Below are 21,377 nucleotides of genomic sequence, written 5' to 3' on the forward strand. Positions count from 1 at the left end.
GGTCTATCCCCCCGCCCTTGTTGCAAATAATGGTTCGAATAGGGTGCCGACACTATTTTGCACCGTATCCGTCAGCAACGACGGGTAACAGCCGAGCAGCAGGATGAATGCCAGCAGCACGATCATCGGAATTGCTTCGATGAGTCTCGCATCCTTCAGCGCACCGTACTTCTCCGGCTGTGTGCCGAATGTAATCTTCAGTACCGCACGCAGCACATAGACCGCCGTCAAAATAATGCCGAGCACGCCCGCCGCCGTCAGCCAGCGCATGGATTCAAATAAACCGAGAAACGCGAGAAACTCCCCGATGAAGCCGGACAAGCCCGGCAGGCCTAACGAAGCTAGGCCCGCGGTCAGCAGCACGCCGCTTATGAACGGCATCGATCGAGCCAAGCCTCCGAGCTCGGACAACTCCGTAGTTCCCGTCCGCTCGTGTATGCTGCCCACGATTAAAAATAGGAGCGCGGAAATTAAACCATGCGATACGAGCTGGAACAGCGCGCCCTGCATGCCAAGCTCGTTAAAAGCAGCCAGACCGAGCAGCACGATGCCCATATGACTTATTGAGGAGTACGCGAGCACCAGCTTAAACTCTTGCTGCCTGAAGGCAAGCAGCGCCCCGTACAAAATATTGATGACGCCGAGCGCCGCCAGCACGACTGCCCATTCGCGCGCCTGCTCCGGAAAGAGCAGGACGCCAAACCGCAGCAAGCCGTAAGCGCCCATCTTGAGCAGCACGCCGGAATGGATCATCACGACTGCCGGCGGCGCTTCCGTATGCACCTTCAGCATCCAAGTGTGGAAGGGAAATATCGGCAGTTTAATTCCGAACGCAACGAGCAGCATAATAAAGAGCACCCATTGCATCGTTTCCGTCATTTGAAACGGGTTAATCCCCCCTAGCTGCTCGGGTGACATATTCACCCATGCGGCAGGATCGGTCATATTGCGTAAAATATCCGCATAGCTCCCGCTGTAAATAAAGCTGGCCTGCTCCCCGGCCTGCTCGATTCGGAAGCCTGCCGTATTGACCAGCAGGACGAAGGCAAGCAGCATGATCGCCGAGCCTATCCCGTTATACAGCAAAAACTGATTGGCCGCGCGCTCGCGATGGAAGTAGCCCCAAATGCCAATCAGGAAATACATCGCAACCAGCGTCACTTCGAAGAAGACAAAGAACAGGAACACGTCCTGGGCAAGAAATACACCAAGCATGCCCGCTTCTAATAACAAAAACCAAACAAAAAACGACTTCCAGCGTTTCTTGATATGGAACGCGGCGAGCGCCGCCATCGCTGTCACAAGCGCCGTCAGCAGTACGAGCGGCAGCGAAATTCCGTCTATTCCAAGCGAGTATTGGAACTTGAATACAAATTCGGCAACGCCGTTTTGGAACTCCTTGTTAAGCGGCACTTCCACCCAGCTAAGCTGCTCCTCGTAGCCGGCTCCTCCCTGCTGCTTGTCATAGCCGGCGTAAAGCCATAAGGATAGGGCCAGCGGTACGAGCGTCGTTAGGATGGCAGCCGTCTTCATCCAGCTGCTCCGTTCCTTCGGGAGCAAGAGGATGACGAGAAGGCCGACCAGCGGCGATAACAAAATAAACGACAAAATCGGGAGGCCATTCAGGATGCTCATGGCAGGAACCTCCTTCCGACAAGGGCGATTACAATAATGACAAAGCCGATAACGGCTGCTAAACTATACGTTTGCACCTGACCGTTCTGCAGTCTGGCCGCCAGCCTTCCGGCAGACACCGTCGCAATCCCCGTTAACCTAACGAGACCGCCAATGACGTACTCGTCTATAACGATTAATATAGCGCCCAGCAGCTTAAGCGGCTTCACGACGAACACAGCATACAGCTCATCAACATAATAGCTTCGCTCCAGCAGCTTCACCAGCCATGGGACCCGATCAGCAAGCGCCGTTCGGCTAACGCTCCCTTTTCCATAAACAAGCCAGCCGACATAGATGCCGAGCAGGCCGACCGCAATCGAAGCGACGATGGCGACGCCGCTGCCGTGAGCGGCTTCGGCTTCTCCGCTCAGCCAGGAGCCGAACCAACCGTTCCACGGCGTCTCGACGAAGCCCGCCGCAACGGCCGGCACCGCAAGCACAACCAGCGGCAGCGTCATCGTCACCGGCGACTCTTGCGCGCCGGAAGAGGCTGCGCCGGGCTTGCCCGTAAAGACGAGGAAGAACAGCCTCGACATATACAGCGCCGTGCAGAAGGCCGCCGCCAAGCCTACGAAAAACAACAGCGGATTCGTCTCAAACGCGGCCGTCAGAATCATATCCTTCGACCAGAAGCCGGATAACGGCGGAATGCCCGACAAGGCAAGCGCGCCAATCGCGAACGTCCAGGCGGTCACCTTCATTTTCGCGCCGAGCCCGCCCATTTCATGAATGTTTTGCGTATGTACCGCATGGATGATGCTGCCTGCCCCTAGGAACAGCAGCGCTTTGAAGAAAGCATGCGTGAACAGATGGAAAACGCCGCCTGTCAACGAGCCGAGGCCAAGCGCCATCATCATATACCCAAGCTGGCTGACCGTGGAATAGGCCAGAATGCGTTTAATATCATTTTGCGCAAGCGCGATCGTGGCCGCAAATATAGCCGTAAACCCGCCTATATACGCGACGGTTTCCATCGCTGCCGCGGAATCTTGAAAAATATCATACGTCCTCGCTATCAGGAACACGCCTGCCGCGACCATCGTGGCCGCGTGAATGAGCGCGCTTATCGGCGTTGGGCCCTCCATCGCGTCCGGCAGCCAGACGTGCAGCGGAAACTGCCCCGATTTGCCGACTGCGCCTAGAAAAATAAGCAGCGCGATCAAGGTTGTAATACCGGTCGTAATCGCTCCCGATTGCCCGTCGAACACACTTTGAATCGTCGTGAAATCAAGCGCGTGTCCCGGCATATACCAGAACAGCAGCAGAATGCCGAGCAGCAAGCCGGCATCGCCGATGCGTGTGACGATAAACGCTTTTTTTGCGGCTGCCCTCGCCTTCGGCTTCGCGTACCAGAACCCTACGAGCAGGAACGAGCAAACGCCGACAAGCTCCCAGAATATATACAGTGACAATAAATTGTCGGAGAGCACGAGACCGAGCATCGAGAATGTAAACAAGGATACATAGCCGTAGAAAACGGTAATGCGTTCATCGTTTTTCATGTAGCCGGCAGAGTACACGTTGACAAGAAAGCTGACCAGCGTTACGACGACCAGCATCATAGCCGTCAAATTCGTAACCTCAAACCCGATCCGCAGCGTATAATCGCCGATCTTCATCCAGTCGAAGGCATAATTGTAATCGACGGTATTGGCATCAAGCCGATCAATGACAATGAACAGCGACAGCACGAAGGCCGCGAGCGAGCCTAGCGTTCCGATCAGGACGCCCGCTCTGCGGAAGCTGCGGCCAAGCGCAGTCAAAACGAGGAATGCCGCCAGCGGGAACAGCGGGATGAGCCAAGCCGCCTGTGAGTACATTTCCATATGCCGCGCTACCTCCTCATTTTGTCAAATTCGTCGACATTAACCGTCCCGCGCAAGCGGAACAACGCAAACAAAATCGCTACCCCGATCGCCGCTTCGGCAGCGGCGACCGTTATCGTGAATAACGAGAAAATTTGTCCGGTCAGCGACGGGACAACGCCGTATTTCGAGAAAGCGACCAAATTCAAATTGACCGCATTCAGCATCAGCTCAAGCGACAGCAGTACGATAATCGCGTTTCGCTTCACGAGCGCTCCATATAGCCCGATACAAAATAAAATGGCCGCCACAGTCAAATAGGATGGAAGCATCCGCTAATCCGCCTCCTTCTTCGCCAGCACGATTGCCCCTATGAAGGCTACGGTCAAAAGAACCGAAAGCAGCTCAAACGGAATGACATAGCCCGTATACAGCAGCTCTCCGATTGCCATCGTATTATCCTCGCCGGCCTGAAAGGGCTGCGGCTCGGGAAACGCAGTCGTACGAATCGCATAAAATAATATGCCGAACAAGCTTAGCGCCGAAACGGCGGCGAGCGTCTCATGCAGCGGCTTCGCACGCTCGCGCCCCCCGCCATGATGCTTCGTCATCATAATGCCGAAAATCATCAGAATCGATACCGCTCCCGCATAAATGAGCACCTGCACGAAGGCAACAAACTCCGCCTCCAGCAGCACGAACATCCCCGCCAGGCCAAGAAACACGGCCGCCATTGAAATGACCATATGGACAACCTTATCCAAGCTGATCATCAGTACGGCGCCGCTGATCATAATGGCCGAGAAAACGAAGAAGGCAGCGAACTCGCCCGTAAAATCAATATTGAACAACTACTTGCCGCCCCCTTTGACCGGCGCCCCGATGTTGTTATTGTCCTCGCGAACGAGAGTATTGTTGTCCGTCAGCCACTCTGCGTCCTTGAACAAATCATCCCGGCTGAATGTCGACAGCTCAAAATGGTTCGTCATGACAATCGCTTCGGTCGGACACACCTCGGTGCACAGGTCGCACAAAATACATATTTCGAAATTAATATCAAATGTATCGATAACCTTCCCTTTTTTCTCCGGGTCGGGGTTCGGCTTGCCTGTCAGCGTGATGCAATCGGTCGGACAAATGCGCGCGCATTGGTTGCAGACGATGCACAAATCCGGAATAAAGTGCTGAATGCCCCTGAACCGGTCCGGCATAACAAACGGCACGTCGGGATAGGAGGTCGTCACTTTAGGTTCTATCATCGATTTGAGCGTAACGCCTAGTCCTTTTATCAATCCGTTCATGTAGCTCGCCCCTTTGCTATCTTTTGATAAACAGCTCCAAATAGGCAGCGGTCAAAAATACGTTAAGCAGCGATACCGGAAGCAGCACCTTCCAGCCAAGACTCATGAGCTGGTCCACCCGTATGCGCGGAAAGGTTGCCCGAATCCAGAACAAGAAAAATACGATAAACGCAAACTTCAGCAGAAACCAGATGATCCCCGGCACAAAATCGAGAAACGGAGCCGGCGCATGCCAGCCTCCAAGGAACAGCACGGTCGTTAGCGCCGCAATGGCATACACGTACACGTATTCCGACAGCATGAAGAAGGCGAAGCGGAAGCCGCTGTACTCGACATGATAACCGGCGACCAGCTCGGATTCCGCCTCGGGAAGATCGAAGGGCGTACGGTTAAGCTCCGACACTGCCGCAATGACGAATACCGCGAAGCCGACAATCTGCGGCAGGAAGTTCCAGTTCCAGAACCAGCCGCCGTCCTGGGCCATAACGATATCTCTCAAATTCAAGCTGCCGCTCAGCAAAATAACGCCAACGACCGAAATGACAAGCGGCACCTCATAGCTGATCATCTGCGCAGCCGAGCGCATACCGCCAAGAAGCGCGTACTTGTTATTGGACGCCCATCCCCCGAGCACGATCGCAAGTGTCGAGATGCCTGACAGAGCTACATAATAGAGCAAACCGACGTTCAAATCGGCAAAATACAGCTTTTGCGTGTAAGGAAGCACCGCCAGCACGGAGAAGGCCGGTATGTAGGCGAGCACTGGAGCCAGCACAAACAACAGCCGATCCGCCTTGCGCGGGATCGTATCCTCCTTGAGGAGCAGTTTGAGGATATCCGCCACCGTCTGAAAAAGTCCCAGCGGACCGACCCTGTTCGGACCGATACGCAGCTGCATCCAGCCGATCACCTTCCGCTCGAAATAAATCGCATAGGTAACGAAGCCGAGCACGATGAACAAAAAGACGACCGCCCATAGGAACAGGACAAGCGCATTGCCCCATGTGAGCGATTCATTGAGCCATGGAGGCATTAGCAATCGACCTCCCCGACGACAATATCGATGCCGCCCAGTATCGTAATGAGGTTCGTCATCGTTTCGCCGACCAGCAGCTTCGGCAAAATTTGCAGGTTGACGAAGGACGGCCTGCGGAACTTGAGCCGGTACGGCTCCGCCTTCCCCTTGGACACGATATGGCAGCCGATCTCGCCGCGCGGCGACTCGATCCTCACATAGACTTCGCCCGCCGGGGGACGGATAACTCTTGGCACCTTGCCCATCGTTTCCCCGCCTTCCGGGAACTGCTGCAACGCTTGCTTCAAAATTCGCAAGCTTTGGCGAATCTCCTCCATCCGAATTCGATACCTGTCATAGCAATCGCCCTTCTTACCGAGCGGAACGTCAAACTCAAATTGGTTGTATAAGCTGTAAGGCTCCGCCTTTCGTAAATCCCAATCCACGCCCGTACAGCGCAGGTTCGCACCCGACAAGCCGTAATCGATCGCCGTTGCCGCATCGTACTGACCGATTCCTTTGATCCGGGCCAGAAAAATCTCGTTTCCGCTGACCAAATTATCGTATTCCTGCAGCTTGTTCTCCATATACGGAATGAAATCGCGCACCTTATCCATCCAGCCCGGGGGTGCGTCCCACTTCACGCCGCCAACCCGCATGTAGTTATAGGTCAACCGGGCGCCGCACAGCTCGTTGAACAAATCGATAATGATCTCCCGGTCTCGGAATGCATACAGAAACGGGCTCATCGCCCCGATATCGAGCAGATACGTCCCCCACCAGACGAGATGGCTGGCAACACGCTGAAGCTCCATGACGATCAGCCTTAGAAACTCCGCCCTAAGCGGCACTTCAAGTCCCATCATCGTTTCAACCGCATGCACGAGCACGTAATTGTTCGTCATGGCCGAGACATAATCCATACGGTCCGTATAAGGAATGATTTGCGTAAAATTCAAATTTTCTGCAATCTTCTCGGTGCCCCGGTGCAAATAACCCATGACCGGCGTCGCCTCGGTGATGACTTCCCCATCGAGCTTGACTACGATTCGAAATACGCCGTGCGTGCTCGGATGCTGGGGACCAACGTTTAAGAGAAGCTCTTCTGTACGGATCAAGTGCTGCTTACACCTCCGAGTCTAACGGTTCATAATCCTTGCGGAGCGGATGGCCGACCCAATCGTCCGGCATCATAATGCGGCGCAAATCGGGATGACCGGGAAAATCGATACCCAGCAGGTCGTAAATTTCGCGTTCATTCCAATTGGCGGTCGCCCAGACCGGCGTCGCGGAATAGACCGAGGAGTCCTCCCGCTCCGTCTTCACCTTAACGGCGGCCTCCCGCTTGCTGCTGAGCGAAACCATATGATAAACGACTTCCATATGCGTCTCGTAATCAACGCCGGACACATTGCGCAAGTAATCAAATTGCAGCTGCTTATGCCGCTTCAGCAGCTCAGCAGCGGCGCGCCAATGAGTATTATTCACGATAACGGTCGGCATATCGCCGTTCAATTCGTTCACGTACGCATCCTCGACGGCTTCGTCCGCGACCTCCCGCTTCAGCAGCGCAATGATTGCATCCAGCTCCGGCTGCTTCGGAGAAGGCGGCTTCGGCTTGGGCGGTTCAGCTTCCGCCGCCTCAGCATCCGCCTTCTCCTTCGCGGCCGCCCGGGCTGCTCTCGCCTCCGCCGCTGCCTTCAGCTTCGCCTCGCGCTCCGCATCTGCTGGCGGAGCGGCCTCCACCTCTTCATCCGTAAGCGCTTTCCCTTCTTCCTTCCGCTCCTCGCTCATCGGCCGGTCACCCGCTTTCCGGTCTTCGCCTCGTAGCGGATCTTTTCCTGCAGCTTATTAATACCGTAGATAAGCGCAGCCGGATTAGGGGGACAGCCTGGAATGTACACATCTACAGGCACAATTTGATCTACGCCTTTAATAACCGCGTATGATTTAATATAGGGCCCTCCCGCCGTGGCGCAAGACCCCATTGCAATGACCCATTTCGGCTCCGGCATTTGATCATACAGCCGGCGCAGAAGCGGCCCCATCTTCTTGGTCACCGTACCGGCCACGATCATCACGTCGGACTGACGCGGCGAGGTGCGGAACATGACGCCGAAGCGGTCCAAATCATAATGCGATGCTCCCGTCCCCATCATCTCGATGGCGCAGCAGGCGAGGCCGAAGGTTAACGGCCATAACGAGTTGCTTCTTGCCCAAGCCTTCAATTGCTCCAACGTCCCCATAAATACGTTGCGTTCCAGTTCTTTGCGTTCTTCAATCGAAATCGACTCTAGACTGAATTCCATTTGAGCACCTTCTTCTTCCAGGCATATAGAAGACCAATAAGCAGCATCCCCGCAAAGATCAGCATCTCAACGAGCACAAATAAGCCGAGCTTATTGTACGCAACGGCCCACGGATATAAGAAAACGGTTTCTACATCAAAGATAACGAACATTAACGCAAACAAATAATACCGGATATTAAAACGGACCTGTCCTTCACCTATCGGCTCATTGCCGCTCTCATAAGTGGTCTGCTTGAGCTCTGTCGGCTTATTCGGCCTGAGCAATCGCCCAACCGTCAATGCAATAACCGGCAGCAGGATGCCAAGCACGATAAAAATAGCCACGACGACATAGTTATTGGCGTAGTTTTCCACACAATCGCCTCCGTCAATTGGATTGGTACGAATCAATGGCGCTTGGTCAATTTTTTCCTCACAATTATAACAAATGCTACCACTGCCGTCTATGTCGGAGTTCAGACGCTTAGCTGACAGCTATCCTCTCTTCTTGCTGCTTGCTTGATGCATAAGCCACATGAAATACGGCGCTCCTATTAAAGCCGCTACCAGCCCGGAAGGAATTTCTTTAGGCGCAAACAACGAGCGTCCGATCAAATCGGCCAGTACGAGCAGCAGCGCTCCCAGCAATGCGGACAGCGGGACGAGCTTCCGATAATGCGGACCTACGAGCATTCTCGTCATATGAGGCGCGATAAGCCCCACGAAACCGATCGACCCGACAACGGATACCGCGGCAGCAGCAAGCGCGACGCCGAGCCCTCCTATCCATAACCTTGTGCGGTCAACCTTCAGCCCCAGATTCGTAACGGTCGCATCCGCAAACTGCAGTACGTCGATCCGCCGCGCTAGATACCAGGCAATCGGCAGCAATATAATCGGCCAGTAAACCAGCTGCCGGAAATCATCCCAAGTCCGCGCGTAAGTCGTGCCTGCGAGCCAAACAAGCGCCGTTGCCACCGTCATTTTCATCCGAATCACAAGTATTTGCACGATCGCGCCGCCTACCGCAGACACGCCGAGCCCAAGCAGAGCGACGACGGCGGGCTGAAAGCCGCTTTTCCTCCCCAGCCAGAACACGATGGCCGACACCAGCACCGCTCCGATAAAGGCGCCTGCCGGCAGCCACTGTACCGATAAGCCGGTAAATACCGCCATAATTAGCATAGCGCCAACGCTGGCCCCCGCCGTTACACCGATCACGGAAGGATCCGCGAGCGGGTTGCGGACGACGCCTTGCAGCAGCAAGCCGCTCACCGCAAGCGCAGCACCGGCTAGTGCGGCAACAAGCGTACGCGGCAAACGCATGTCCAGCACCATCCGTTTGACATTCGCTTCGCCATCGCCGAATAAGGCCGCCATTACATCTCCAATCGGAAGCCGAAGGCTGCCGAAGGCTAAGCTGACAATAATTCCGATGAGCAATAGAACCAGCGCTCCCGTTACCAAAACCGGATAAGGAACCTTAGATAAGGTATTTGAGGAGGCGGAGGACATTTGCGGCGTCCCTTCACGCCTTGCTTTCACCGTTCGCAGCACAAGCCAGATAAGCCAAGGCCCGCCGATTAATGCCGTAACCGCGCCTGCAGGCAGCGCTCCAAGCGAGCTCTTGAGTTGCATCGCCAAGATATCGGCAGCTATAACGATGACCGAGCCATATATGAACGAGGTCGGCAGCAGCGCAATATGCCGCTTCGCGCCCAGCATCCGCATCAAATGCGGCGCAATAAGGCCAACAAAACCGATAGGCCCGACTACGCTGACCGCTGCCGCCGCCAGAAGCACCGCGATGGCTAACCCCGCAATTCTGAGCTGCCATGCTTTCTGACCGAGCGAGGTAACCGTCTCTTCATCCATCTCCATCAGGTCCCACTTGCCGGACAGCAGGCAAGCAGCGAGCAAGCCGCCAACAATCCATGGCCAGGCATGGGCGACGCCGTCCCAGCCATTTTGAGCGAGCGAGCCCGAGCCCCACACGAACAATCCCATTGTCTCCTGCTCGAAGAACAATTGAATGGCGGCCACGAAGGAGCTAAGCGCCATCGTCACGATCATGCCCGATAATGCGAGCCGTACCGGAGAAGCCTTCGCTCCGCCAGCCATCGTAAAGGCAAGCATAGCCGCTAAGGCACCCCCGAGACATGTTAGAATAAGCGGATATTGTTTGGCCAGAACAGGTGCGAAGACCGTACAAACCGTCAATGCAAAAAAAGCGCCGGCATTTATGCCTAAGGTGGCGGCAGAAGCAAGCGGATTGCGGGTCGCATTCTGCAGGAGCGCCCCCGCTACGGCTAGAGCGCCGCCGACCAGGATGCCAATAACCGTTCTCGGCAGCCTGAGCGAGTATAAAATTTGATGCTCCATCACTTGATTGGAGGAAAACAAAGCATTAATTACCGTGCTTAACGGAAGATCGGCTTCTCCCTGCGTAAGATGAACCGCTGAAAGTACAATAAGCAGAAGGAGCCCCGCTGCCGATAACAGCAGAGGGCTCTTCATGGTTTGTTTTTCTTTCACGATATGAAGCTTCGCTGCCGTCATTTAGCGAGCAGTTCAGTTACTTTGTTCGCAAGCAGCTCTGCCGACTTTGGACCGCCGAAAGGCCAAATGCCTGCTAGATCGTACAGACGGTTTTCTTTGACGAATTGAAGCTCGTTATACACCTTGTTCTTCGGCAGCATATCGCTGAATACAGGATCAGTCGGACTCACCGTATAAAGCAGGCTTGCCTGCTGAGTTTTCGTCAGTGCTTCCAGCGTCGTTTGCGTGTAGCCATACATTTGGAAAGCTGAGTCTTGGTGCGCATTTTTCAAGCCGATTTTAGCTAGAATTGCCATAGCCATCGAGTTATCCGTGAATAAGCGGAAATCAACGACACCGTCCGTGCTCCAAGCCTGCGTCATAACAACCTCATGCCCCTCTTTACCTGCTGCGCTCAGCTTCCCTTTCGCATCGTCGTAGACGGCTTGCAGATCAGCCAGCACCTTCTCGCCTTCATCTTTCTTATTCAAGGCATCCGCGATCGCACGGAACGTTTCTTCCATTTCCGAATATTGATCGAGGCCGCCTTCTTCCGGATACGGATTAAAAATCAACGTTGGCGCGATCGCATTCAGCTGGTCATAGATTGCCTCGTGACGGAACTTAACGCCGATGATCAGATCCGGAGCAAGGCTCGTAATCGTTTCGATACTCGGCTCTTGACGCGTTCCGAGCTCTACGACAGCAGCGTCAAGCTTTTCTTCCAGAAAGCCGTACCATACATTGTAGTTTTCAATATCGGTCACGCCGGCCGGCTGCACGCCAAGTGCAAGCAGATCCTCGGCATAGGTCCACTCCAGAACGACGATCTTCTTCGGTGTACCCGTGATTTCCGCCTCGCCCATGGCATGCTTAATCATGCGGCTCGCTTCCTCGCCAGTCCCATTGCTTTCGCCGCCGGCATTATTCGTTTGCCCAGCATTCGCTGTACCTTGATTGTTTGTGTTCGTGTTGTTGCCTTCATTTGTTGTACCGCCGCATGCAGCCAGGAATACAACCATGACCGCAAGCAAGATGGTAATTAATTTCGAACGTTTCATTTCTCCAAACCCCCATATGATAATCTTTCTCACTTAATCTTTCTCTATGATAGGAATTATCATTATCATTGTCAATGGATAATATATGTAAAAAGCACCATTCTCACGATATTCGCGAGAATGGTGCCTACAGGTAAACCCTATTTCTGTTTCGTATTCAGACGATTCATGGCACGCTGCAGAGCAAGCTCCGCGCGGCGGTAATCAACCTCGTCACGCTTCGCGGCCAGACGCTGCTGGGCACGCTGCTTAGCGGCTTCCGCTCGCTCAACATTAATGTCGGTCGCAAGCTCCGCGCTCTCGGCAAGAATAACGATCTTATCCTTGCGTACTTCGATGAAGCCGCCGTTTACCGCTACGATATCTACTTTTCCGTTGCGTTTGATGGTAACCGGAGCAATGCGCAGCGGAGTTACGAGCGGAATATGGTTCGGCAATATGCCGAGCTCACCTTCAACGCCTGTAACGCTAACCATGTTCGCAGTCTCCGCGTATACTTTACGCTCAGGAGTTACGATTTCTACCAAAAAGGTACTCATGTGGATTCCTCCCGCCTTTCGCTATTGCAGCGCTTTGGCTTTCTCCACGGCCTCTTCAATCACACCTACATACCGGAAAGCTTCTTCCGGAAGGTCGTCATGTTTGCCCTCGAGAATTTCTTTGAAGCTGCGAACGGATTCTTTAACAGGCACATATTTACCTTTGATGCCTGTGAACGGTTCAGCAACGTGGAACGGTTGGGACAGGAAGAGTTGAATTTTACGTGCACGCGACACGGTCAATTTATCTTCTTCGCTGAGCTCGTCCATACCAAGGATTGCGATAATATCTTGAAGCTCTTTGTAGCGCTGAAGAATTTTCTTAACGCCTTGAGCTACGTTATAATGCTCTTCGCCCAGAACGGCAGGGCTTAGGATACGGGAAGACGACGCGAGCGGATCAACCGCAGGGAAAATACCCATCTCGGAAATTTTACGCTCGAGGTTCGTCGTAGCGTCCAAGTGGGCGAACGTCGTTGCAGGAGCCGGATCCGTGTAGTCATCGGCAGGAACGTAGATCGCTTGAATCGACGTAACCGAGCCTTTTTTCGTCGACGTGATACGCTCTTGCAATTGACCCATTTCAGTTGCCAGCGTCGGCTGGTAACCTACAGCGGAAGGCATACGGCCTAGAAGGGCCGAAACCTCGGATCCCGCTTGCGTGAAACGGAAGATGTTATCGACGAACAATAGTACGTCCTTGCCTTCTTCGTCACGGAAATATTCAGCCATAGTCAGGCCCGTCAAAGCTACGCGCTGACGCGCGCCCGGCGGCTCGTTCATTTGTCCGAATACCATCGCTGTTTTGCTAAGTACGCCGGAATCCTTCATCTCGTGGTAAAGGTCATTACCTTCACGAGTACGCTCGCCTACGCCGGCGAATACGGAAATACCGCCGTGCTCTTGTGCGATGTTGTTGATAAGCTCTTGAATCGTAACCGTTTTACCTACGCCCGCGCCGCCGAAAAGGCCGATCTTACCGCCTTTTGCGTATGGTGCGAGAAGGTCGATTACTTTAATGCCCGTTTCAAGAATTTCCGCTTGCGTCGACAATTCGTCGAAAGCAGGTGCTTGGCGGTGAATCGGAAGGTTAATTGCCGATGTAGCATCGCCGGCTTCGTCGATTGGTTGGCCAAGTACGTTAAATACACGACCGAGCGTTGGAGCTCCAACCGGAATCGTAATTGGTGCGCCTGTATCTACAGCGGTCATACCGCGCACAAGACCGTCTGTCGTACTCATAGCTACGGCACGTACCTTATTGTCACCGAGGTGAACGGCTACTTCAAGCGTCAAGTTAATATCAATGCCGCCTGCTTCGCCCTTTTGCTCGATTTTGACAGCGTTCAAAATTTCCGGCAAATTGCCGCGTTCGAACTCTAAGTCTACGACCGGACCCATGACGGATACAACATGTCCTTTTTTCATGGTTTTCCCTCCTGGTTCCTTCTTGTTACTGCACGCCGGTCAGCTTATCACAAGCGCCTAGCCCTTGCAGTTTATAGGTTACGATTGGGCGTTTGCCCCTGCAACGATTTCGGAAATTTCCTGTGTAATCGCCGCTTGACGCGCTCTATTGTAAGTGAGCGTCAATTGGTTGATGATCTTCGAAGCATTTTTCGTTGCGCTTCCCATGGCAGTCATACGTGCTCCGAACTCACTTGCTTTACCGTCTAGAACTGCGCTGTAAATGAGCGTTTCCGCATATTTTGGAAGCAGTACTTCAAGCACGCCCTCCGGAGACGGCTCGTATTCGTACGATGTGACAGACGCCTTTCCGCCCACTTCTTCAAGCGGCAATAAACGCAGTGCTGTCGGCACTTGAGTAATTGCATTTACGAACTCGTTATAGTACAAGTAAAGCTCATCATAAGCGCCTTCAGAGAACTTCTTAACCGCAGAATAAGCAACCGATTTAATATCAGCGAATGTAGGAGCATCCGGCAAGCCAGTCACTTCCTCAACGATCGGCATGTTGCGGCGGCGGAAATAATCGCGGCCCTTCCGTCCGATAACGAACAGCACGTAATCATCACTCGACTTATGCTTTTCACGAATCGTTTGCGTTACTTTACGAAGAATGTTCGCGTTGTAGCCGCCTGCAAGACCGCGATCGGAAGTAATAACGAGATAACCCGTCTTCTTCACCGGACGCGTCTCCAGCATCGGATGCTTCACATCCTTTGTGCCGGATGCGATGCTTGCTACAACTTCCTTCAGCTTCTCTGCGTATGGACGCGCTGCTTGCGCTGCTTCCTGCGCTTTTCTTAAGCGGGAAGCGGCAACCATCTCCATTGCTTTTGTGATCTGCTTCGTATTTTGTTTACTCTTGATTTCGCGTTTAATATCGCGCATACCTTTTGCCATTTGGTTTCACCCGCCTTTGTTGCGTTCCAGCTTGCTGTAGCTTAATTTAAGGCATGGACTGCGAGAATGGCTATTGCCTGCGGCCGCTGTTGAAGTTGAATTTTTTACGATTAGATTATAAGGGTAATATTCAACTTCAAAAAGCGGCTCGTAAACTCTCCGGCAACAGCCTTTCTCTCCGTCCACACTTCAATGGAAGCTAGGTGCAGAGCTGTTCACGCCTGGTGTTGGTAGGAGCAGGGTGCCTAAGCTCGGAGTTGATTGAACTCGCTTAGGCGCATATTAAATTAAGCCGATACGGCGAAGCTTTTCTTGAATTTATTGATTGCATCAACGAGAGCTTTCTCGTTATCCGCTACGATATCCTTTGTATCACGGATCGATTGGCCGATTTCCGGACTGTTCGAATCCAGGTATGCGTGGAACTCTTTCTCAAAGCGAAGAATATCCGAAACCGGAATCTCATCCAAGTGGCCTTTAACCGCTGAATAGATCGAGATGACTTGCTTCTCAACCGGCATCGGCTGGTTAACGTCTTGCTTAAGAATTTCCATCGTGCGCGCACCGCGGTTTAGGCGGGCTAGCGTCGATTTATCAAGGTCGGATCCGAATTGCGAGAACGCTTGAAGCTCGCGGTAAGCCGCAAGGTCTAGACGGAGCGTACCGGCTACCTTCTTCATTGCTTTGATTTGTGCGGATCCGCCTACACGGGATACAGAAATACCGACGTTAACGGCCGGACGTTGACCCGAGTAGAAAAGATCGGCTTCCAGGAAGATTTGACCGTCTGTGATCGAAATAACATTCGTTGGAATGTATGCCGATACGTCGGATGCTTGCGTCTCAATGAATGGCAATGCCGTCATTGAACCGCCTCCTCTTGCATCGCTAAGCTTCGCAGCACGCTCAAGCAAACGGGAGTGCAAGTAGAATACGTCACCTGGGTAAGCTTCCCGGCCCGGTGGACGGCGAAGCAAGAGTGAAAGCTCACGGTAAGCTGCCGCTTGTTTCGATAAGTCATCATAGATAACGAGCACGTGCTCCCCTTTATACATGAAGTATTCGCCCATTGTGCAGCCAGCGTAAGGAGCCAGGAAGAGCAATGGAGCAGGCTCAGATGCGCCAGCCGTTACTACGATTGTGTAATCAAGCGCGCCGTGGCGGCGAAGCGTTTCTACCACGTTCGCAACTGTGGATTGCTTTTGACCAACCGCAACGTAAATACATTTCACGCCGTTGCCTTTTTGGTTAATGATCGCATCGATGGCAATCGCTGTTTTACCGGTTTGACGGTCACCGATGATAAGCTCACGTTGTCCGCGGCCTACCGGTACCATCGCGTCGATTGCTTTGATTCCCGTTTGCATTGGCTCATGAACCGATTTACGGTCGATAACGCCTGGTGCCTGGGATTCAATCGCACGGGTTTGAGTAGTGTTGATTGGTCCTTTGCCATCAAGCGGCTGACCAAGCGGGTTTACTACGCGGCCAAGAAGCTCTTCGCCGACAGGTACTTCCATAATACGACCTGTACGTTTCACTTGGTCGCCTTCGCGGATGTCCGTGTACGGTCCAAGGATAACGACACCAACGTTGCTTTCCTCAAGGTTCAAAGCCATACCTACGACACCGTTAGCGAATTCGAGCAATTCGCCCTGCATCGCATTCTCAAGGCCGTGTACCCGAGCGATACCGTCACCGACATTGATTACAGTGCCGACGTCTACGACTTGAATTTCGGATTTATATTGTTCGATCTGTTGTTTAATCAGCGTGCTGATTTCATCAGGTCTGATACTCAATTCGTTCACCCCTATCTACAGTGCATTAGATTTTAAACGATTTTTGTAAACGATCCAGCTTGCCGGACAAGCTTCCGTCATACAGACGGTCGCCGATGCGCACTTGTACGCCGCCTAGCAATGAAGCGTTAACGACTTGCTGCGCGATAATCGTTTTGCCGATCATTTGTCCGAATTGAGCTGCTACACCGGCAAGCTCCTCCTCAGACAGCGCTTTGGCGGAATAAACCGTCGCATGCGCTTGACCAAGCGTTTCTCCCGCTATTCTCGTGAAGGCTTCGTAAACTTCGCTGATCACGCCATGACGCCTGCGGGTAATAAGCAGTTCTACCGTATTTAACACGAGCACGGAAACTTGATCGCCGAATGCCGATTTCAGCAATTCGACTTTTTTGCTCGGATCGATGCTTGGCAGGGACAGAAACTTCTGAATGTCTTGGTCCCGTTCCAGTGTTTGAGCGATCAGCTTCAGCTGAGCCTCAACCTCGGCAACAGCCTGCTCCTGCGAAGCAAGCTCAAACAACGCTTTAGCGTAGCGCTTCGCTACGACCGTATCGCGGCTCATTTGCTTCCAACTTCTTTCAGGTATTGATCAACAAGCTGCTCTTGAGCCTTCTCGTCAACCTGCTTCTCGATAATCTTCGAAGCAATTTGGACCGAAATATTGCCGACCTCTGTACGGAGAGCTGAGATTGCTTTGTTCTTCTCAGTCTCAATGTCCTTGACAGCGTCGTCCTTCAGACGCGTTGCTTCACTCTTAGCCGATTGAACGATGTCATCCGCTTGCTTCGTGCTTGTCGTTCTCGCTTGCTCAATGATTTCGTAAGCTTCTCTGCGAGCTTGCTCGAGTGCAGCCTTCTGCTCCGACATAGCCTGCTCAGCTTGCTTACGGCTGGATTCCGCCGTATTCATTTGCTCGAGCACCAGTTGTCTACGCTTCTCCATCACGCCAAACAGCGGTCCGAATGCCCATTTATTCAAACCCCAGTATAAAAGCAGGAATGCAAGGATCGTAATCAGGGTCGATGTCCACAAAAAATCCATAGCTGCCACTCCTTTCTTGACCGAATATGACTTTTAATCAAAACAAAGGCGAAGAGGGCTAGGCCTTCCCCGCCAATCGTGTATATTGCCTATTAGCTGAAGAACGCCAAGAAACCGATAACAACGCCGATGATAGGCACAACCTCGACGATACCCGCACCGATAAACATTGTTGTTTGAAGAGCGGCTTTCTGTTCCGGCTGACGAGCGATACCTTCAACCGTTTTACTTACGATCATACCGTTACCAATACCTGCGCCAATCGCGCCTAAACCTACTGCAATAGCTGCTGCCAATACTTCCATTTGAAAAATCCTCCTCAGAATTCATTGTTTTTTGGTGTTATCTATTCGTTCTAGCTCCAAATCAACGTGATAATGCCCATGCCGTCGAGCCGGAGGTAAAGCGTACCTTCATTTTAATGCTCCTCATCATGCACAGTTGCCTGCGAGATGTATACCATGGTGAGTACTGTGAATAAAAAGGCTTGTATGGCCCCGATGAAAATACTGAAGCCTTGCCATGCAATCATGAACGGTATGCCGCCCCAGCTTAACATTAGAATCGTGCTGATTAGAACCTCACCTGCAAAAATGTTAGCATATAGACGAAGAGCAAGCGTAACCGGCTTTGCAACCGTCTCGATGAGATTGACCGGCAAGAACACTGGGTACGGATGCAAATAATGCTTTAAGTAATGCTTTCTGTTCAGTTTCATCCCCAGATAATGAACCAGAACGAATACGACGAGTGCAAGACCCGCTGTTACGGCTAAGTCCGCAGTAGGGGATTTCCACCAGGCAAGATGCGCAACACCGCCATGAGAGTCAAGGTATTCCTGCGTGATGCCAATAGCCGGAAATGCTTCATGCGCATCAGTAATAATCAGCAAAGGCAGGCCCAGCAGGTTTGAGATAAAGATGAACATAATGAGTGTCATCCCTAGCGCCAGATATGGTCTGACTTTGTGGACCGGCATTGAACTTGCGATGGTCGAGTGCATGAAATCGACAGCCCATTCCATAAAATTTTGCATCTTCGACGGGTTGTCCACCGACAAGTTGCGAACGGCCAATCGTGCCACTACGATCGTGATAATGACGGAAACGAGAATCGCAATAATCGCAGCGATATCGAAACGCATGCCATTCCACTCCGCGATGGGAAATAAATGCATATAACTATTTCACCCCTTTCCGCTATTATCTTCTTTCACATTGTGAATAATTCCCGCTACTAAAATCACAAACGGCATGACCATACTGCCAATTAATGCAGCAGGCATATTTAGAGTCTCCGGATAACGGTAAGCAAGCATCGCTACCAGCAAAACCGTCGCTATGCGGCTGCCAAATCCCAGTCCGCGCCTCCGGGAACCTTCTTCCAATGTTGCTTGTGCGAGCATATTCACTCTGCGCTTCAATAAAAACGCATTCATTGAACTTGCCGCCAAGCCTACCATTAGGCCGAGTGTCACCGTCTTCCATTCCGGAAGAACAGCCCACAAAATGAGACAAGCCGACATCATGTAGATGATTGTACGTATGGCCGACCTCATTATTTTATCCATCGGAATCCTCCATAACCTTCTTCACAAGCAGAATGGCTGAGAGCAGACCGACAGCCAGACCGACCAGTATGCCTCCGACCGTCCAGCCCTTCCCGCCGCCTAAGCGGCCATCCAGATAGGAACCGATCCAATAACCTAAAAAGATACAAATTGCGACTTGTATTCCGAGTGCGCCGACAAGGCCGGCAGCGAGCAGCGGATTGTCTCTTCTGTTCTTTTTGCTCATAGGCTTATACCCCTGTCAATCCTCATTTATTTTATCGAAGCGAAGCAAGGTTTGTCAATTGATAATCCTGCAAACTTTCCGTGAACAGATCGACCAAAACCCTTGATTTATATGGTGTTCCGAGCCGCGAAAACCGTACAGTACTACTGTATGCTGTACATTCGAGGCGCAGGCAGTGGTCCGCTTCCAAACTATGAACGTTGTGTGAACGAATCTGGCCGCTGCTTCACTTTCCCAAAATGATGCAAGATCGCATCCACAATGCGCTCCGAAGCGCGTCCGTCGCCGTAAGGATTTGCCGCCTGGCTCATGCGTCCATACAGCTGAGAATCGTTCAGTAATGCCTTCGCGCGGTTGTATACCCGCTCCTCATCGGTCCCGACCAGCTCAAGCGTACCCGCTTCGATGCCTTCCGGGCGCTCGGTCGTATCGCGCAGCACCAGCGTTGGCACTCCGAAGGAAGGAGCCTCCTCCTGCAGGCCGCCGGAATCGGTCATAATCATGTAAGCATGCGGATAAAAGTTGTGGAACTCGAATACGTCGAGCGGATCGATCAAGCGTACGCGCGGATGGTTGCCCAATATTTCGTTCGCAGGCTCTCTGACTGCCGGATTCGGATGTACCGCATAAATGACAACGACATCATCATGCTCGTCAGCGATCCTCTTCACCGCGCGGAAAATATTCCGATGCGGCTCGCCAAGCGCTTCGCGGCGATGCGCCGTCATGAGAATCATCCGCTTGCCCTTCGCAAAGTCGAGCACCGGATGCGAGAACGACTCGTCTACCGTATATTGGAACACGTCAGTCGCCGTATTCCCGGTCACATAAATGGCAGCATCCGGCTTGTTCTCCTTGCGTAAATTGTTCGCCGACCATTCCGTCGGCGCGAAATGCACATCAGAGAGCACGCCGGCAAGCTGCCTGTTCATTTCCTCCGGATACGGGGAGAGCTTATTCCAGGTACGGAGACCCGCCTCCACGTGGCCGACTTGGATTTGCTTCAAGAACGCCGCATAGCTCGCGAGGAAGGTCGTCTGCGTATCCCCGTGAACGAGCACGATATCCGGCTTCGCCGCCGCAAGCACCGGATCAAGACCTTCCAGCACCCGTACAGTCGTTTCCGTCAATGTCTGACGTTCCTTCATTACGTTCAAATCATAATTCGGATGAATCTCGAAAAAATCAAGCACTTGGTCCAGCATTTGGCGATGCTGCGCGGTTACGCAGACGATCGACTCGATTTCATCCTCGCGCTTTTGCAGCTCGAGCACAAGCGGCGCCATTTTTACCGCTTCAGGCCGCGTGCCGAAAATAGTCATTACCTTAAGTTTAGACAAAACATTCCACTCCTATTATAAATTCTCGCCCCATGTGCTAATTCGTTCCGAACATGCGGTCGCCTGCATCGCCCAAACCAGGCACGATATAGCCCTTCTCGTTCAGGCGCTCATCCAATGCCGCGATATAAATATCGACGTCAGGGTGCGCATCCTGCACCGCTTTCACGCCTTCCGGAGCCGCGATGAGACACATCAGCTTGATTTGATCGCACTTATGATCTTTTAAAGAATTTATGGCCGCGATGGCCGAGCCGCCCGTAGCAAGCATTGGATCGATCACGATCAGCATCCGATTAGGCGCATCCGTTGGAAGATTTATGTAATACTCCTTCGGCTGCAGCGTTTCATGGTCGCGTGCAAGTCCGATATGACCAACCTTGGCTGACGGAATCAGCTTCAGAATTCCATCTACCATGCCAAGTCCTGCACGCAAAATCGGAACAAGGCCGAGCATTCTTCCGGATACAACCTTCGAATCCATCTCAGCGACCGGCGTCTGCACCTTAATCGTGTCGAGCGGGATTTCCCTCGTAATTTCATATGACATTAATGTAGCGACTTCATCAACCAATTCCCGAAAATCTTTCGTATTCGTCTCTTTATTCCGGATAAAAGTCAGCTTATGCTGAATTAACGGATGATCGCAAATGACTAATTTGCTCATGGAGCGGTATTCCTCCCGTATATAGTTGTAGGCCCAGACACAATCCCGTATATTATAGCATTGTAAACTGACCGTTGCATCTTGAGTTTTACTCATTATCATGTAAATGTTAATTCCCCTTACTATTTGATGCTA

24 protein-coding genes are annotated in these 21,377 nt (G+C 52.5%); all 24 read right to left on the bottom strand.

What is annotated here, in order from left to right; all coding sequences use genetic code 11:
- Positions 1-3: 3 nt before the first annotated feature.
- Complete coding sequence (locus tag L1N85_RS08040; RefSeq protein ID WP_235236957.1) at positions 4-1,635, bottom strand: complex I subunit 4 family protein; 1,632 nt, start codon at positions 1,633-1,635, stop codon at positions 4-6.
- On the bottom strand, positions 1,632-3,503 hold the full coding sequence (nuoL, locus tag L1N85_RS08045) for an NADH-quinone oxidoreductase subunit L (protein ID WP_235236958.1): 1,872 nt from the start codon (positions 3,501-3,503) through the stop codon (positions 1,632-1,634). Before nuoL ends, L1N85_RS08040 begins: the two co-directional genes overlap by 4 nt.
- Positions 3,504-3,511: 8 nt before the next feature.
- Positions 3,512-3,814: an NADH-quinone oxidoreductase subunit NuoK gene (nuoK, locus tag L1N85_RS08050; RefSeq protein ID WP_235236960.1), complete on the bottom strand. Its 303-nt coding sequence runs from the start codon at positions 3,812-3,814 to the stop codon at positions 3,512-3,514.
- Positions 3,815-3,817: 3 nt separating this feature from the next.
- Entirely contained in the window at positions 3,818-4,333 is a 516-nt protein-coding gene (locus L1N85_RS08055; protein WP_235236962.1) for an NADH-quinone oxidoreductase subunit J, read from the bottom strand.
- Entirely contained in the window at positions 4,334-4,783 is a 450-nt protein-coding gene (nuoI, locus tag L1N85_RS08060; RefSeq protein ID WP_235236964.1) for an NADH-quinone oxidoreductase subunit NuoI, read from the bottom strand.
- A 16-nt stretch (positions 4,784-4,799) separates the two neighbouring features.
- Positions 4,800-5,816 carry an NADH-quinone oxidoreductase subunit NuoH gene (nuoH, locus tag L1N85_RS08065; protein WP_235236966.1) on the bottom strand — a complete coding sequence of 339 codons (1,017 nt, stop codon included), beginning with the start codon at positions 5,814-5,816 and terminating at the stop codon, positions 4,800-4,802.
- Positions 5,816-6,916, bottom strand: a complete 1,101-nt coding sequence (locus tag L1N85_RS08070) for an NADH-quinone oxidoreductase subunit D (RefSeq protein ID WP_235236968.1) — start codon at positions 6,914-6,916, stop codon at positions 5,816-5,818. Before L1N85_RS08070 ends, nuoH begins: the two co-directional genes overlap by 1 nt.
- 7 nt (positions 6,917-6,923) lie before the next feature.
- Positions 6,924-7,592: an NADH-quinone oxidoreductase subunit C gene (locus L1N85_RS08075; protein WP_328285184.1), complete on the bottom strand. Its 669-nt coding sequence runs from the start codon at positions 7,590-7,592 to the stop codon at positions 6,924-6,926.
- Positions 7,589-8,107 (bottom strand): NuoB/complex I 20 kDa subunit family protein, encoded by a 519-nt coding sequence (locus tag L1N85_RS08080; RefSeq protein ID WP_056630949.1) that lies wholly within the window; start codon positions 8,105-8,107, stop codon positions 7,589-7,591. Before L1N85_RS08080 ends, L1N85_RS08075 begins: the two co-directional genes overlap by 4 nt.
- Entirely contained in the window at positions 8,092-8,463 is a 372-nt protein-coding gene (locus L1N85_RS08085; protein ID WP_235236970.1) for an NADH-quinone oxidoreductase subunit A, read from the bottom strand. Before L1N85_RS08085 ends, L1N85_RS08080 begins: the two co-directional genes overlap by 16 nt.
- Before the next feature lie 120 nt (positions 8,464-8,583).
- Positions 8,584-10,623, bottom strand: a complete 2,040-nt coding sequence (gene fhuB, locus L1N85_RS08090) for a Fe(3+)-hydroxamate ABC transporter permease FhuB (RefSeq protein ID WP_235236972.1) — start codon at positions 10,621-10,623, stop codon at positions 8,584-8,586.
- A gap of 20 nt (positions 10,624-10,643) precedes the next feature.
- Positions 10,644-11,687, bottom strand: coding sequence for an ABC transporter substrate-binding protein (locus L1N85_RS08095; RefSeq protein WP_235236974.1), 1,044 nt, complete (start codon positions 11,685-11,687; stop codon positions 10,644-10,646).
- A 140-nt stretch (positions 11,688-11,827) separates the two neighbouring features.
- Complete coding sequence (locus L1N85_RS08100; protein ID WP_235236976.1) at positions 11,828-12,226, bottom strand: F0F1 ATP synthase subunit epsilon; 399 nt, start codon at positions 12,224-12,226, stop codon at positions 11,828-11,830.
- 21 nt (positions 12,227-12,247) lie between these two features.
- Positions 12,248-13,654, bottom strand: a complete 1,407-nt coding sequence (gene atpD, locus L1N85_RS08105; RefSeq protein WP_235236978.1) for a F0F1 ATP synthase subunit beta — start codon at positions 13,652-13,654, stop codon at positions 12,248-12,250.
- Positions 13,655-13,732: 78 nt separating this feature from the next.
- Complete coding sequence (gene atpG, locus L1N85_RS08110; RefSeq protein WP_235236980.1) at positions 13,733-14,593, bottom strand: ATP synthase F1 subunit gamma; 861 nt, start codon at positions 14,591-14,593, stop codon at positions 13,733-13,735.
- A 287-nt stretch (positions 14,594-14,880) separates the two neighbouring features.
- Positions 14,881-16,395, bottom strand: coding sequence for a F0F1 ATP synthase subunit alpha (atpA, locus tag L1N85_RS08115; protein ID WP_235236982.1), 1,515 nt, complete (start codon positions 16,393-16,395; stop codon positions 14,881-14,883).
- Positions 16,396-16,420: 25 nt separating this feature from the next.
- A complete protein-coding gene (locus L1N85_RS08120; RefSeq protein WP_235236984.1) occupies positions 16,421-16,960 on the bottom strand; it encodes a F0F1 ATP synthase subunit delta in 540 nt (179 codons plus the stop codon).
- Positions 16,957-17,439 (bottom strand): F0F1 ATP synthase subunit B, encoded by a 483-nt coding sequence (atpF, locus tag L1N85_RS08125; protein ID WP_235236987.1) that lies wholly within the window; start codon positions 17,437-17,439, stop codon positions 16,957-16,959. The genes L1N85_RS08120 and atpF overlap by 4 nt, the downstream gene beginning before the upstream one ends.
- Positions 17,440-17,531: 92 nt before the next feature.
- Positions 17,532-17,744 (bottom strand): F0F1 ATP synthase subunit C, encoded by a 213-nt coding sequence (atpE, locus tag L1N85_RS08130; RefSeq protein WP_028608302.1) that lies wholly within the window; start codon positions 17,742-17,744, stop codon positions 17,532-17,534.
- Between the two features lie 113 nt (positions 17,745-17,857).
- Complete coding sequence (gene atpB / locus L1N85_RS08135) at positions 17,858-18,616, bottom strand: F0F1 ATP synthase subunit A (RefSeq protein WP_235236988.1); 759 nt, start codon at positions 18,614-18,616, stop codon at positions 17,858-17,860.
- A 9-nt stretch (positions 18,617-18,625) separates the two neighbouring features.
- Positions 18,626-19,009, bottom strand: coding sequence for an ATP synthase subunit I (locus tag L1N85_RS08140; RefSeq protein WP_235236990.1), 384 nt, complete (start codon positions 19,007-19,009; stop codon positions 18,626-18,628).
- Positions 19,002-19,235, bottom strand: a complete 234-nt coding sequence (locus tag L1N85_RS08145; protein WP_235236993.1) for an AtpZ/AtpI family protein — start codon at positions 19,233-19,235, stop codon at positions 19,002-19,004. The genes L1N85_RS08140 and L1N85_RS08145 overlap by 8 nt, the downstream gene beginning before the upstream one ends.
- Before the next feature lie 191 nt (positions 19,236-19,426).
- The gene (gene wecB, locus L1N85_RS08150; protein ID WP_328285186.1) at positions 19,427-20,575 is read right to left on the bottom strand and encodes a non-hydrolyzing UDP-N-acetylglucosamine 2-epimerase; all 1,149 of its coding nucleotides are present in this window, start codon (positions 20,573-20,575) and stop codon (positions 19,427-19,429) included.
- 37 nt (positions 20,576-20,612) lie between these two features.
- Positions 20,613-21,242, bottom strand: coding sequence for a uracil phosphoribosyltransferase (gene upp, locus L1N85_RS08155; protein WP_235236995.1), 630 nt, complete (start codon positions 21,240-21,242; stop codon positions 20,613-20,615).
- Positions 21,243-21,377 lie beyond the last annotated feature (135 nt).

This window comes from Paenibacillus alkaliterrae (assembly GCF_021532375.1).
Taxonomy (GTDB): domain Bacteria; phylum Bacillota; class Bacilli; order Paenibacillales; family Paenibacillaceae; genus Pristimantibacillus; species Pristimantibacillus alkaliterrae.